At 63.3% G+C, this 13394-nt stretch carries 12 protein-coding genes; 4 read left to right on the top strand and 8 right to left on the bottom strand.

The window, feature by feature from the left end; all coding sequences use genetic code 11:
- Nucleotides 1-58: 58 nt before the first annotated feature.
- The 5 genes from DXK50_RS12895 to murJ form a co-directional block, all read right to left on the bottom strand.
- Nucleotides 59-496: an FKBP-type peptidyl-prolyl cis-trans isomerase gene (locus DXK50_RS12895; RefSeq protein WP_003243044.1), complete on the bottom strand. Its 438-nt coding sequence runs from the start codon at nucleotides 494-496 to the stop codon at nucleotides 59-61.
- The gene (lspA, locus tag DXK50_RS12890; protein WP_212630583.1) at nucleotides 493-1002 is read right to left on the bottom strand and encodes a signal peptidase II; all 510 of its coding nucleotides are present in this window, start codon (nucleotides 1000-1002) and stop codon (nucleotides 493-495) included. Before lspA ends, DXK50_RS12895 begins: the two co-directional genes overlap by 4 nt.
- On the bottom strand, nucleotides 995-3826 hold the full coding sequence (gene ileS, locus DXK50_RS12885) for an isoleucine--tRNA ligase (protein ID WP_212630582.1): 2832 nt from the start codon (nucleotides 3824-3826) through the stop codon (nucleotides 995-997). The genes lspA and ileS overlap by 8 nt, the downstream gene beginning before the upstream one ends.
- Nucleotides 3823-4773: a bifunctional riboflavin kinase/FAD synthetase gene (ribF, locus tag DXK50_RS12880; protein WP_212630581.1), complete on the bottom strand. Its 951-nt coding sequence runs from the start codon at nucleotides 4771-4773 to the stop codon at nucleotides 3823-3825. The genes ileS and ribF overlap by 4 nt, the downstream gene beginning before the upstream one ends.
- A 79-nt stretch (nucleotides 4774-4852) precedes the next feature.
- Nucleotides 4853-6394, bottom strand: a complete 1542-nt coding sequence (murJ, locus tag DXK50_RS12875; protein ID WP_212630580.1) for a murein biosynthesis integral membrane protein MurJ — start codon at nucleotides 6392-6394, stop codon at nucleotides 4853-4855.
- A 191-nt stretch (nucleotides 6395-6585) separates the two neighbouring features.
- Between murJ and rpsT the strand changes: the two genes are divergently transcribed.
- Nucleotides 6586-6864 carry a 30S ribosomal protein S20 gene (gene rpsT / locus DXK50_RS12870; RefSeq protein ID WP_003243036.1) on the top strand — a complete coding sequence of 93 codons (279 nt, stop codon included), beginning with the start codon at nucleotides 6586-6588 and terminating at the stop codon, nucleotides 6862-6864.
- 200 nt (nucleotides 6865-7064) lie between these two features.
- Here the strand turns inward: rpsT and DXK50_RS12865 are convergent, their stop codons facing one another.
- A complete protein-coding gene (locus tag DXK50_RS12865; protein WP_024307054.1) occupies nucleotides 7065-7352 on the bottom strand; it encodes a PA4642 family protein in 288 nt (95 codons plus the stop codon).
- A gap of 172 nt (nucleotides 7353-7524) precedes the next feature.
- Between DXK50_RS12865 and dauA the strand changes: the two genes are divergently transcribed.
- Complete coding sequence (dauA, locus tag DXK50_RS12860; protein ID WP_212630579.1) at nucleotides 7525-9282, top strand: C4-dicarboxylic acid transporter DauA; 1758 nt, start codon at nucleotides 7525-7527, stop codon at nucleotides 9280-9282.
- Between the two features lie 72 nt (nucleotides 9283-9354).
- On the opposite strand, the gene DXK50_RS12855 is transcribed toward dauA, so the two are convergent.
- Nucleotides 9355-9912: a hypoxanthine-guanine phosphoribosyltransferase gene (locus DXK50_RS12855; RefSeq protein ID WP_212630578.1), complete on the bottom strand. Its 558-nt coding sequence runs from the start codon at nucleotides 9910-9912 to the stop codon at nucleotides 9355-9357.
- Between the two features lie 239 nt (nucleotides 9913-10151).
- Here DXK50_RS12855 and upp point away from each other — a divergent pair, with 239 nt between their 5' ends.
- Both upp and DXK50_RS12845 read left to right on the top strand, forming a co-directional pair.
- The gene (gene upp / locus DXK50_RS12850) at nucleotides 10152-10790 is read left to right on the top strand and encodes a uracil phosphoribosyltransferase (RefSeq protein WP_212630577.1); all 639 of its coding nucleotides are present in this window, start codon (nucleotides 10152-10154) and stop codon (nucleotides 10788-10790) included.
- Nucleotide 10791: 1 nt separating this feature from the next.
- The gene (locus DXK50_RS12845) at nucleotides 10792-12054 is read left to right on the top strand and encodes a uracil-xanthine permease family protein (protein ID WP_161865007.1); all 1263 of its coding nucleotides are present in this window, start codon (nucleotides 10792-10794) and stop codon (nucleotides 12052-12054) included.
- Between the two features lie 276 nt (nucleotides 12055-12330).
- Here the strand turns inward: DXK50_RS12845 and DXK50_RS12840 are convergent, their stop codons facing one another.
- Complete coding sequence (locus tag DXK50_RS12840; RefSeq protein WP_212630576.1) at nucleotides 12331-13344, bottom strand: DUF481 domain-containing protein; 1014 nt, start codon at nucleotides 13342-13344, stop codon at nucleotides 12331-12333.
- Nucleotides 13345-13394 lie beyond the last annotated feature (50 nt).

Raw genomic sequence — 13394 nt, 5'->3', positions numbered from 1 at the left:
GCAGGCTGCAACTAGAGCTTCGCGGCTAAAGCCGCTCCTACAAGAGCGGCAGCGCAGGCTAGAGCGCCTTGACCTCGATGATTTCCACATCGAACTGCAGCGTCTTGCCGGCCAACGGATGGTTGAAGTCGATGGTGACCTGCTTGTCGTCGAACGCCTTGACCACACCTGGCAGCTCGGCGTTGGCCGCGTCGTTGAAGATCACCAGCAGGCCTTCGGAAAGCTCCATGCCCTCGAACTGGCTGCGCGGCATGATCTGCACGTTCTGTGGGTTGGGCTGGCCGAAGCCCTGCTCCGGCTGCACTTGCACGCTGCGCTTGTCGCCGGCCTTGAAGCCGTACAGCGCCTGCTCGAAACCGGGCAGCAGGTTGCCGTCGCCGACCTTGAAGGTCGCCGGCTGTTTGTCGAAGGTGCTGTCGACCACATCGCCGTTTTCCAGCTTGAGGGCGAAATGCAGGGTCACTTCCCTGTCCGGACCGATGCGTACGTCTGTCATTGCGCAGCCTCCTTCACGGACTTGTCGCTCTTGAACATATCCAGCGCCAGCAGGATGGCGCCGATGGTGATGAAGGTGTCGGCCAGGTTGAACGCCGGGAAGAACCAGCGGCTCTGCCAGTGCACCAGGATGAAGTCGACCACGTGGCCAAGCACCACGCGGTCATACAGATTGCCCAGCGCGCCACCCAGGACCATGGCCAGTGCCACGGCCAGCAACGTCTCGTGACGCTTGAGGCGCTTGAGCCAGACCACCAGCACGACGCTGACGACGATGGCGATGGCGGCGAAGAACCAGCGCTGCCAGCCGGCGGCATCGGCCAGGAAACTGAACGCTGCGCCAGTGTTGTAGGCCAGGGTCCAGTCGAAGTAGCCCGGGATCACTTCGATGCGCTGATACATGCTCAGCGCGCCCTCGAAGATGTCCTTGGTCACCCGGTCGACGACCAGGATCAGCACGCTCAGCAGCAACCAGGGCAGATGCCCGAAACGCGAGGACTCAGGCATGCTTGCGCACCTCACCCTCGCCTTCGATGTTGCTCAAGCAACGGCCGCACAGCTCCGGATGTTCAGCATGGCTGCCGACATCGGCGCGGAAGTGCCAGCAGCGGCCGCACTTGGCGTGGGCAGACTTGAGGATCTTCAGCTTCAGGCCTTCGACCTCGGTCACCACCGCATCGGCCGGCGCATCGGCCAGCGGCGCAGTCTGCGCCGCCGAGGTGATCAGGGCGAAACGCAGCTCGTCGCCGAGCTTGGCCAGGTCGGCCTGCTTGGCGTCGTCGCAGAACAGGGTGACTTCGGCCTGCAGGCTTGCACCGATGGCCTTGGCCGTACGCAGGTTCTCCAGCTCCTTGTTGACCGCGGCCTTGACCTCCATGACGCGATCCCAATAGGCGCGGTCCAGCTCGAAGCCTTCCGGCAGGCGCTGCAGACCGGCGTACCAGGTATTGAGCATCACCGACTCGTTGCGCTCGCCCGGCAGGAACTGCCAGATTTCCTCGGCGGTAAAGGCCAGGATCGGCGCGATCCAGCGCACCAGCGCCTCGCTGATGTGGAACAGCGCGCTCTGGCAGGAGCGACGCGCCACGCTGTCGGCGGCGGTGGTGTACTGGCGGTCCTTGATGATGTCCAGGTAGAAGCCGCCCAGCTCCTGCACGCAGAAGTTGTGCACCTTGGAGTAGACGTTCCAGAAGCGGTAGTCGGCGTAGGCTTCGATGATCTCTTCCTGCAGGCGCAGGGCGGCGTCGACGGCCCAGCGGTCGAGGTCGAGCATCTGCTCGGGCTGCAGCAGGTCCTTGGCCGGGTCGAAGCCATTGAGGTTGGCCAGCATGAAGCGCGCGGTGTTGCGGATGCGGCGGTAGGCATCGGCGCTGCGCTGCAGGATCACCTTGGACACGGCCATCTCGCCGGAATAGTCGGTGGAGGCGACCCACAGGCGCATGATGTCGGCGCCCAGGCTGTCGTTGACCTCCTGCGGCGCAACCACGTTACCCAGCGACTTGGACATCTTGCGGCCGTTCTCGTCGACCACGAAGCCGTGGGTCAGCAGCGCCTTGTACGGCGCGTGACCATCGATGGCGCTGCCGGTCAGCAGGGACGAATGGAACCAGCCGCGGTGCTGGTCCGAGCCTTCCAGGTACAGATCGGCGCGCGGGCCGGTGGTGTGGCCGAGACCGTGCGAACCACGCAGCACATGCCAGTGGGTGGTACCGGAGTCGAACCAGACGTCGAGGGTATCGTTGATCTTGTCGTAGTCGGCCGCTTCAGCACCCAGCAGCTCGGCAGCGTCGAGTTTGAACCAGGCTTCGATACCTTCCTGCTCGACACGCTTGGCAACCTCTTCCATCAGCTCGACGGTGCGCGGGTGCAACTCGCCAGTGACCTTATGCAGGAAGAACGGGATCGGCACGCCCCAGTTGCGCTGACGCGAGATGCACCAGTCGGGACGACCGGCGATCATGCTGTGCAGGCGCGCCTGTCCCCAGGCCGGCACGAACTGGGTCTGCTCGATGGCGGCCAGCGCGCGCTCACGCAGGGTGCCGCCCTGCTTGGGCTGAGTGTCCATGCCGACGAACCACTGCGCAGTGGCGCGGTAGATCAGCGGGGTCTTGTGGCGCCAGCAGTGCATGTAGCTGTGCTGGATCGGCTGGTGCTTGAGCAGCGCACCGACTTCGGCCAGCTTCTCGACGATGGCCGGGTTGGCCTTCCAGATGAACTGGCCGCCGAAGAACGGCAGATCCGGGGTGTAGACGCCATTGCTCTGCACCGGGCTGAGGATGTCGTCGTTGCTCATGCCGTAGGCTTTGCAGGTGCGGAAGTCGTCCTCACCGTAGGCCGGCGACGAGTGGACGATGCCGGTACCGGCGCCCAGTTCAACGTATTCGGCCAGGTACACCGGCGAGAAACGCTCGTAGAACGGGTGACGGAAGCGGATCAGCTCCAGCGCCGCGCCCGGCGCGGTGGCGATCACCTGGCCCTGCAGACCGTAGCGCTGCAGGCAGGACTCGACCAGCTCCTCGGCCAGCAGCAGGATGCGCTCGCCGGTGTCGACCAGCGCGTAGGTGAATTCCGGATGGACGTTGAGCGCCTGGTTGGCCGGGATGGTCCAGGGCGTGGTGGTCCAGATGACGATGGCGGTCGGTTTGCTCAGCTCGCTCAAACCGAAAGCGGCTGCCAGCTTGTCTGCGTCTTCGATGGGGAAAGCGACGTCGATGGCATCGGATTTCTTGTCCTGATACTCCACCTCGGCCTCGGCCAGCGCCGAGCCGCAGTCGAAGCACCAGTTCACCGGCTTCAGGCCCTTGAACACGAAGCCCTGCTTGACCATCTCGGCCAGGGCGCGGATCTCGCCGGCCTCGTTGGCGAAATCCATGGTTTTGTAGGGATTGTCCCAGTCGCCCAGCACACCGAGGCGGATGAAGTCGGCCTTCTGCCCTTCGATCTGCTCGGTGGCGTAGGTGCGGCAGCGCTCGCGAGTCAGGTCCGCCGGCTGGTTCTTGCCGAAGGTGGTTTCGACCTTGTGCTCGATCGGCAGGCCGTGGCAGTCCCAGCCCGGCACGTAGGGCGCGTCGAAGCCGGCCAGGGTCTTGGAGCGGGTGATGATGTCCTTGAGGATCTTGTTCACCGCATGACCGATGTGGATGCTGCCGTTGGCATAGGGCGGGCCGTCGTGCAGGACGAATTTCGGCCGACCTTCGCCAATCTTGCGCAGCTTGCTATACAGACCAATCTCGTTCCAGCGCTGCAGGGTCTGCGGCTCGCGTTGCGGCAGGCCGGCCTTCATCGGGAACTGGGTATCGGGCAGGTTCAGCGTAGCTTTGTAGTCGGTCATTTCGGGCTCTTCATCAGCGGGTGGCTCTGCCAGTATTCACGGGCAGCGGCGATATCAGCGGCAATCGCCGCCTTCAAGGCCTCCAGCGAGGCGAAACGCTGCTCATCACGCAGCTTGTGGTGGAAAGCCACCGAGAGGCGCCGGCCATACAGATCGCCGGCAAAATCCAGAAGGTGCACTTCCAGATGGGCGCGGCCGTCACCGGCAACGCTGGGGCGCACACCGATATTGGCGACGCCCGGTTGAATCACGCCATCGATTTCACAGCTCACCAGATAAACCCCGGTCAGCGGCACCTTGCGCCGCTTGAGCTGGATGTTGGCAGTGGGTGCGTCGAGCTGGCGGCCGAGCTTTTGTCCGTGCAACACGCGCCCGGCGATACGGAAGGGCCGACCGAGCAAGGCTTCGGCCAATACGAAATCGCCATCGGCCAGCGCCTGACGCACGCGCGTGCTGCTGACCCTGCCGCCCAGCACTTCGACTGTGGTCGAGGCATCGACGCTGAAGCCGTAACGCTGGCCGGCGGCCTTGAGAAATTCGAAATCCCCGGCACGGTCGCAGCCGAAGCGGAAATCGTCGCCGATTTCCAGGTCCTTCACGCTCAGACCGTCAACCAGCACACGCTGAACGAACTCGGCGGCTGACAACTCGCGCAGGCGGCGGTTGAAGGCCAGGCACAGCACCATGTCGACGCCTTCGGTGGCCAGCAGCGCAAGCTTGTCGCGCAGGCGGGTCAAACGCGCCGGAGCGGTATCCGGGCCGAAGAACTCGCGCGGCTGCGGTTCGAAGATCACCACGCAACTGGGCATACCCAATTCCGCGGCACGCTCACGCAAGCGCGCCAGGATAGCCTGGTGCCCAAGATGAACGCCGTCGAAATTACCGATGGTGACCACACAGCCCCGAGCCTGGGGCTGCAGGTTATGAAGACCTCGAACCAGCTGCATAGCACGCTTCTTGTTCACAAAGTGGCCGATTATACGCACAGCGCGCCAGGCACAACAGGCATCGCGACGCCTGGAGCCGCTATAACGCCCGCCGGGCGAAATCGCGCGGACGGAATCCCAATATCAGCAGCATACCGAAGTAGGCGACCAGCCCGGCTGCCACCAGAGCGCCAAGGCGCATCAGGCGCACGAGCATCTCCCCTTCCGCCCAGGCCGGCATGACCTGCAGCAGCCCCAGCAATACGGCAACCATCACTGCCACCGCGACCACCAGCTTGAACAGGAACACGCCCCACCCCGGCAGCGGCTGGAAGATATCGGCGCGGCGCAGCTGCCAGTACAGCAGGCCGGCATTGAGGCAGGCCGCGAGACTGATCGCCAGCGCCAGGCCAACGTGCGCCATCTCCAGACCGAAGACGAACAATGCGTTCATCGCCTGGGTCGCCAGAAGGCTGATCACGGCAATGCGTACCGGCGTCTTGATGTTCTGCTGCGCGTAGAACCCCGGCGCGAGAATTTTCACCAGGATCAGCGCCAGCAGGCCGACCGCGTAGGCCATCAGCGCCTGCTGGGTCATCAGCGAGTCGTTGGCGGTGAACTTGCCGTACTGGAACAGCGACACCACCAGTGGCTCGGCGAGAATCGCCAGCGCCAGGGTGCATGGCAGCACCAGCAGGAAGCACAGGCGCAGCCCCCAGTCGAGCAGGCGTCGATACTCCTCGCGGTCCTTACTCGCGTAGGTTTTCGATAGCGCAGGTAGCAGGATGGTACCCAACGCCACACCCAACACTCCCGAGGGCAGCTCCATCAGGCGGTCGGCGTAATACATCCAGGACACCGAGCCGGCCACCAGGAATGAGGCGAAGACGGTATTGATGATCAGCGAAATCTGGCTGACCGATACACCGAAGATCGCCGGCCCCATCTGCTTGAGCACGCGCCACACACCCAGATCACCGAAATTCAGGCGCGGCAGCACCAGCATGCCGATCTTCTTCAGGTGCGGCAGTTGCCAGAGCAGCTGCGCCAGTCCACCAACCAGCACGGCCCAGCCCAGCGCCATGATCGGCGGATCGAAATAGGGCGTCAGGAACAGCGCGAAGACGATCATGCTGACGTTCAGCAGCGTCGGCACGAACGCCGGTACCGAGAAGCGGTTCCAGGTATTGAGGATGGCCCCGGCCAGCGACGACAGTGAGATCAGCAATATATAAGGGAAGGTCACCCGCAGCAGATCGACGGTCAGATCGAAGCGTTCGGCCTCATCGGCGAACCCCGGCGCGGTGGCCCAGACGATCCAGGGCGCGGCGAGCACACCGACGGCCGTGACCAGCGCCAGCACTAGGGTCAGCAAACCGGACACGTAGGCGATGAAGGTACGCGTGGCCTCCTCGCCCTGCTGCATCTTGTACTCGGCCAGAATCGGCACGAAGGCCTGGGAGAAGGCGCCTTCGGCGAAGATGCGGCGCAGCAGATTGGGCAGCTTGAAGGCCACCACGAAGGCATCCGATGCCACCCCAGCCCCGAAGGTACGGGCGATGATGGTGTCGCGCACGAACCCCAACACGCGCGACACCATGGTCAGGGAGCTGACGGCAGCCAGGGATTTGAGCAGATTCATGGGGTGTTTCGGCTTCCATAAAGAGGTGCAGTAGCGGACAATCCGCCGCCCAACGAAGGCGACGAGTGTAGCGAGCCACCACTGGTCAGGCCAGCACAGGAAAGCGTCATCAGACTTGACAGCAGGCAGATGGATCGGCATGATTCGCGGCCTTATTTGTCGTAACCCCCCAGTTTTCGAGGAGCTTGACGGTGGCCAACTCACCTTCTGCCAAAAAACGCGCCAAACAGGCTGAGAAGCGCCGTAGCCATAACGCCAGCCTGCGCTCGATGGTTCGTACCTACATCAAGAACGTGGTCAAGGCTATTGCTGCCAAGGATCTCGAGCTTGCCAAGACCGCTTACACCGCAGCCGTCCCGGTCATCGACCGCATGGCTGACAAAGGCATCATCCACAAGAACAAAGCCGCTCGTCACAAGAGCCGCCTGAACGCGCACATCAAGGCGCTGGGCGAAGCTGCTGCCGCCTAACCGCGACAGGTTCTTGAAAAACCGGCCCTAGAGGCCGGTTTTTTATTGCCCCACGCTCATGATCTTCAGGCCATAGAAATGGCCGGGCGCCTTTTTTAACGGTGCGCAGCGACGGCCCGCAGGGTGCCGCCAAGGATGGCAGGCCATAAAAAATGCCCGCCTCCTGAACGGAGCGCGGGCATTTTCGCCACCTGCGAGAGTCAGCCGCGGGCGGCCTTGATCACTTCGATATACGGTTCGGCATTGCGCTGATCCTGGATCAGTGCGACGAAATCATTGCCTTGCGCATCGGTTGCCGAGAGGTCGTAGCCTTCGGCGACGAAGAAGCCCACGAAACGCTCGAAATCATCGATACGCAGACCGCGGTAAGCCTTGATCAGCTTGTGCAGCGAAGGCGGCGTGGCGTCCGCCGGTTCCACCGCAAGGAACAGCTTGATCGAGTCATCGCTGATTTCTTCGCCAATCACCTGCTTCTTGTCTTTACGCATCGCCCGCTCCCGCCAGCATTACAGAGGGCCGGCAGTGTACCGCCGAGCCGCGCGCGGCTCAACGCGCAGCCCGCCACGCTAACACGCGAACAATCGACACGACAGCCGACCTAGGTCATGCCGCGCAGTGCAAACCGCACCCTATAATGCGCCAAGCCATTAGGGAGCCAGCATGTCACGTCCATCGTTACCGCTGTTCGCCGCCTGGCGCCAGACCTTGCGTGCGGGCTACTCCTGGAAGGCCCTGCGCGGGGATCTGAGCGCTGGCCTGACGGTGGGCATCATCGCCATTCCACTGGCCATGGCACTGGCCATAGCGGTAGGTGTTGCGCCGCAGCATGGGCTCTACACCGTGCTCATCGCCGCACCGCTGATCGCACTGTGCGGCGGCTCGCGCTTCAATATTTCCGGTCCCACCGCCGCCTTCGTAGTGATCCTGCTGCCGATCACCCAGCAGTATGGACTTGGCGGCCTGCTGCTGTGCACCTTGATGGCCGGCGTCATCCTGATCTCTCTGGGCCTGCTGCGCGCCGGACGTCTGATCGAGTTCGTGCCCTACCCGGTCACCCTGGGCTTTACCGCCGGTATCGGTATCGTCATCGCCATTCTGCAGATCAAGGACCTGTTTGGCCTGCATCTGGCGGCGGCACCGCACCACTTGCTGGAACAGGTGAATCTTCTGGTGCGCGCCCTACCCGGCCTGCAGCCTGGCGACACGCTGGTTGGCCTCGCCTGCCTGACAACATTGCTGATCTGGCCGCGCCTGATGCCAAAGATCCCTGCGCATCTGGTAGCCCTGGCGGTCGGCGCGCTGCTGGCGCTCGCTCTGGAGCGCTTCGGGCTGCCGGCGGCGACGCTGGGCGAGCGTTTCAGCTATCAGCTCGACGGTATCGAGTATCCCGGCATTCCGCCCTTCCTGCCGAACCTGGCAATGCCCTGGAACCTACCTGGCGCTGACGGCCAGCCTCTGGTGTTGTCTTTCGAGCTGATTCGCCAACTGCTCGCCCCTGCATTCGCCATCACCATGCTCGGCGCCATCGAGTCACTGCTGTGCGCCGTGGTGGCCGATGGCATGACCGGCAGCAAGCACGATCCCAACGCCGAACTGATCGGCCAGGGCCTGGGCAATCTGGCCGCGCCCTTCTTCGGCGGCATCACCGCCACTGCGGCCATTGCCCGTACGGCCGCCAACGTGCGCGCTGGCGCCTTTTCGCCACTGGCGGCTCTGGTTCATGCCGGGGTGGTACTGGCGGCCATCCTGCTGCTCGCACCGCTGTTCAGCTACCTGCCGATGGCGGCTCTGGCAGCGCTGCTGTTGATGGTGGCGTGGAACATGAGCGAACCCCACCATGTTGCCCACACCCTGCGCATCGCCCCACGCAGCGATGTGCTGGTGCTGCTGACCTGCCTGGTGCTGACGGTGCTGTTCGACATGGTGCTGGCCGTGGGCGTCGGCCTGCTGCTGGCTGCCGGGCTGTTCATCAAACGCATGAGCGAGCTGACCGATACGGCCGCCCTGAACCGCCAGCAGCGAGAGGCGCTGCGAGACCTGCCCGAGCATGTACTGGCCTATGCCATTCGCGGCCCGTTGTTCTTCGGCGCGGCCGAGAAAGCCCTGAGCGTGCTGCGCCGCTTCGCGCCCGGGGTGAAAGTCGTGATCGTCGATATCAGCGCCGTACCGCTGCTGGACATGACCGCCATCGCCGCGCTGGACAACGTCTTGCGCGACTACCGCCAACAGGGCATCGCCCTGATTCTCAGCGGCCCCTCGGCGCGGGTGCGCCTGCAACTGCGCCGCGCCGGCATTCACCGACGCGCCGGGCAGCTGGCTTACGTCCATGATTTGCCGCAGGCGCGGGAGAAAGCCCTGCGCTGGCTGGATGGCACGACCAAGGAGACGCCTGCCGAGCAGGGAGCGCCGCCTGTTTAGCCGGCGAGCTCGGCGCCCCTATCGCGTAATACGAGGTTCGCGAGCAGAGCTCGCTCCTACGACGTAGAGAGGTTACAGGCCCTTGACTGCAAAGATGCCGGCGGCGTTGCGCCAGTAGCCCTTGTAGTCCATGCCGTAACCGAAGATATAACGGTCGATGCATTGCAGACCGACGTAATCGGCCTTCAGGTCTGGACGCGCCTTGCGGTCGTGCTCCTTGTCGATCAGCACCGCGGTGTGCACGGCGCGCGCGCCGGCATGGCGGCAGAAATCGATGATTGCGCCGAGGGTGTGCCCCTCGTCGAGGATGTCGTCGATGATCAGCACGTCGCGGTCGATGAAGGAGACTTCCGGCTTGGCCTTCCAGAACAACTCGCCACCGCTGGTTTCGTTGCGATAACGGGTAGCGTGCAGATAGGACGCTTCCAGCGGGAAATTCAGCTTGGTCAGCAGCTTGCCGGAGAAGATCAGGCCACCGTTCATCACGCAGAACACCACCGGGTTGCGCTCGGCCAGCTCGTCGTTGATTCGGCTGGCGACCCTGTCGATGGCCGCTTCCACTTCAGCTTCGGTGAACAGGCAATCGGCTTCCGCCATGACTTGGCGAATGTGCGCGAGATCGGCGGACATGATGGGATTCTCTCTAGATCGGCTGATGAATGGCGGCGAACAGCCTGAAAGCTGATCGACTCGTCAAATAAAAGCGGGCAAAGGTACAGCGCCGCACAACGCTTGCCAAGTATCGACTGACCAGCGTAGCCGATGCACGCCGCCGGATACTGTGACTTATCAGTTACTCACCACTTGGCATGAGCAATGCTTTAATCTAACGCGATTTTTTCCCAGAGCCCCGTTGGAGATCCCAGCCCATGCCCACTCGCGAGATCCGCCACCCGCTGATCCGTCACAAGATCGGCCTGATGCGCCGCGCCGATATCAGCACCAAGAATTTCCGTGAGCTGGCCCAGGAAGTGGGCGCCTTGCTGACTTACGAGGCCACCAACGACCTGCCACTGGAGGCCTACGACATCGAGGGCTGGGCGGGCACCGTACAAGTCGAGAAGATCGCCGGCAAGAAGATCACCGTAGTCCCCATCCTGCGTGCCGGCATCGGCATGCTCGACGGCGTGCTCAGCCTGATCCCCGGTGCCAAGGTCAGCGCCGTGGGCGTGGCACGTAACGAGGAGACCCTCGAGGCACACACCTATCTGGAGAAGCTGGCGCCGGAGATCGACTCGCGCCTGGCGCTGATCATCGACCCGATGCTGGCCACCGGTGGCTCGATGGTTGCCACCATCGACCTGCTGAAGAAGGCCGGCTGCAAGGACATTCGCGCCATGGTACTGGTCGCCGCCCCCGAGGGCATCAAGGCGGTCGAGCAGGCTCACCCGGACGTGACCATCTTCACCGCGTCCGTCGATCAGCGTCTGAACGAGCAGGGCTACATCATTCCGGGCCTGGGTGATGCCGGCGACAAGATTTTCGGCACCAAGCAGAAGGACGCCTGAGATGTCGCAGACGGAATTCACCGACCCGCTGTGGCGCCAGGGCATTTCCGGGGCACAGATGCTGTTCGTGGCTTTCGGCGCTCTGGTGCTGATGCCGCTGATCACCGGCATGGACCCCAACGTCGCACTGTTCACTGCCGGTATCGGTACCCTGCTGTTCCAGCTGGTGACCAAGCGCCAGGTTCCGGTCTTCCTGGCCTCCAGCTTCGCCTTCATCGCGCCGATCCTGGCAGCCAAAGGCGAATTCGGTCTGCCCGCGGTCATGGGCGGCGTGATAGCAGCCGGCCTGGTCTACATCCTGCTTTCGCTACTGGTCAAACTGCGCGGCCCCAACTTCATCGACCGCCTGCTGCCGCCGGTGGTGATCGCGCCGGTGATCATCTCCATCGGCCTGGCGCTGTCGCCGGTGGCGGTGAACATGGCCATGGGCAAGGCCGGTGATGGCAGCGTCGAGCTGGTGCCCTACAGCACCGCGATGATGATCTCGATGCCGGCGCTGGTCACCACCCTGCTGGTCGCCGTGCTGGGCCGCGGCATCTTCCGCCTGGTGCCGATCCTCGCCGGCATCGCGGTGGGCTGCGCCATCGCCGCCGTGCTCGGCGTGATCGACACCAGCGCCGTAAGCCAGGCCTCCTGGTTCGCCGTGCCCAACTTCATCGCACCGGAACTGCACTGGGGCGCCATCCTGTACATGGTACCCGTGGCACTGGCTCCAGCCATCGAGCACATCGGCGGCGTGGTCGCCATCGGCAACGTTACCGGCAAGAACTTCGTCAAGCAGCCAGGCCTGCATCGCACCCTGCTGGGCGACGGTCTGGCCACCTCGGCCGCCGGCCTGTTCGGCGGCCCGCCGAATACCACCTATGCCGAAGTCACCGGCGCGGTGATGCTGACCAAGAGCTACAACCCGAAGATCATGACCTGGGCTGCGGTATTCGCCATCGCCCTGGCTTTCATCGGCAAGTTCGGCGTGGCCTTGCAGAGCATCCCGGTTCCGGTGATGGGGGGTATTCTCTGCCTGCTGTTCGGTTCCATTGCCGTGGTCGGCCTCAACACCCTGATTCGTCACCAGGTCGATCTGTCCGAAGCGCGTAACCTGATCATCGTGTCGGTGACGCTGGTATTCGGCATCGGCGGCATGGTCATCGGCGGCAAGGAATTCGCCCTGTCGGGGATCTCCCTGTGCGCAATCAGCGCCCTGCTCCTCAATCTGGTGCTGCCGGGCGCTGCCGGTTGGCGCAAGCGGGACGTGGAAGACGCCTGATTCCGCTGCCGACAAAAAAGCCCGCGTTCATCGCGTAACGCTGTTCACATAAGAACTGGCCGGACACGATTAGTCCCCTCGCCCCTTTGGGGAGAGGGTTAGGGCGGGCCGCGTTCGGCGAGGGGAAAACTGGCAATTTTGCGGTGTTTTCAGCCCTCTCCCCCAGCCCCTCTCCCATAAATGGGAGAGGGGAGCCAAACGTGTACGACCTTAAGTGAACAGCATTACGCGTTCATCGCGGGCTTTTCGTTCGTACCTTCGCAGCGACGCTAGGACTTACCAGCCAACACCGAAGCCCAGGGTATAACGTGTTTCATCCAGATCGCCCTCGGCACCGCTGACCCTGTCCTTCTCGGCCTTCATGTTCAGCGAGGCCCAATCGGTCACCTTGTAACGCAGGCCGATCTCGGCATCCAGCGTGTAATCGGCGACGCCCTCCAGTGGCTTCCCTACCTCACCGACGCTGAACAGCTCGACGGTCTTGCCGACCAGATAGCGGTTGTAATCCCACTTCACGCTCATCGCATAGAAACGATCCTGCTCGCCGTTGCGGTAACGGTAATCGCTGCGGTTGGCCAGGGTGGCGATGGAGAATGCGCCCAGCTCATCGTCCCAGAACTGGTAACCGGGACCGGTACCGAGGGTGCGCTGACGCTCGACCTCCTCGATGCGGTCGCGCTTGTATTCGAAACGCCCCTGCCAGAACCACTTCTCGGTGAGGAAGCGGTCGAGCGCGTATTCGGCACTCCAGTTGTCGGTACTGACGACGTCGTCCTTCAACTCGCGGTTGTAGTCGGCAAGCGCGTTATGCCGCCAAAGACCGTGGCGAGCCTGGGTCTTGACGTCCACATCGTAGTCGTCGGAATCGCGCTCACCGCGCTTGTAATCCAGCCCCAGGTCGATATTGCCCTTCCAGGTGAAGTCCTCCACCAGCGGCTTGGGTTTCATGATCTGCTCGATCTGCGCCAACTCGACGGTCTTGGGCGAATCGCCATTGGCCAGTGTCACCTTGCCAGGCTCAGCGGCCAGCAACGATTTGGCGCGCTCGCCATCGACCGGTCCGAGCTTGACCAGCAGCTCATGGTCGCTCTCGAGAGTGGCGATCTTCTTCCAGCTCAGCGGAATGGAACCGCCATAATCGGTTTCCAGCAGCAGCTTGCTGCCATCGAAGAAGCGGATGGTACCGGTGAGACGATCACCGTTGGTCAACCAGACGGTGTCGGCTAGGGTGGCGGAGCTGAGCAAGGTTAGGCTCAGACCAAGCAGGGATAAGGATTTTGCACGCGACATGGCAGGTCTATACGGCTCTGATGGGCGAAAAACCGGGCATTATGCGCAAG

This window comes from Pseudomonas sp. KB-10, from assembly GCF_018221585.1.
Taxonomy (GTDB): domain Bacteria; phylum Pseudomonadota; class Gammaproteobacteria; order Pseudomonadales; family Pseudomonadaceae; genus Aquipseudomonas; species Aquipseudomonas yangonensis.
This window is presented reverse-complemented; position numbering and strand designations above follow the sequence as displayed.

Excerpts from the sequence above, each read along its gene's own strand:
- ileS (WP_212630582.1), bottom strand. The coding sequence starts at position 3,826 with ATGACCGACTACAAAGCTACGCTGAACCTGCCCGATACCCAGTTCCCG.
- DXK50_RS12865 (WP_024307054.1), bottom strand. The coding sequence starts at position 7,352 with ATGCGTAAAGACAAGAAGCAGGTGATTGGCGAAGAAATCAGCGATGAC.
- lspA (WP_212630583.1), bottom strand. The coding sequence starts at position 1,002 with ATGCCTGAGTCCTCGCGTTTCGGGCATCTGCCCTGGTTGCTGCTGAGC.
- dauA (WP_212630579.1), top strand. The coding sequence starts at position 7,525 with ATGTCACGTCCATCGTTACCGCTGTTCGCCGCCTGGCGCCAGACCTTG.
- DXK50_RS12895 (WP_003243044.1), bottom strand. The coding sequence starts at position 496 with ATGACAGACGTACGCATCGGTCCGGACAGGGAAGTGACCCTGCATTTC.
- murJ (WP_212630580.1), bottom strand. The coding sequence starts at position 6,394 with ATGAATCTGCTCAAATCCCTGGCTGCCGTCAGCTCCCTGACCATGGTG.
- DXK50_RS12855 (WP_212630578.1), bottom strand. The coding sequence starts at position 9,912 with ATGTCCGCCGATCTCGCGCACATTCGCCAAGTCATGGCGGAAGCCGAT.
- ribF (WP_212630581.1), bottom strand. The coding sequence starts at position 4,773 with ATGCAGCTGGTTCGAGGTCTTCATAACCTGCAGCCCCAGGCTCGGGGC.
- DXK50_RS12840 (WP_212630576.1), bottom strand. The coding sequence starts at position 13,344 with ATGTCGCGTGCAAAATCCTTATCCCTGCTTGGTCTGAGCCTAACCTTG.
- upp (WP_212630577.1), top strand. The coding sequence starts at position 10,152 with ATGCCCACTCGCGAGATCCGCCACCCGCTGATCCGTCACAAGATCGGC.
- DXK50_RS12845 (WP_161865007.1), top strand. The coding sequence starts at position 10,792 with ATGTCGCAGACGGAATTCACCGACCCGCTGTGGCGCCAGGGCATTTCC.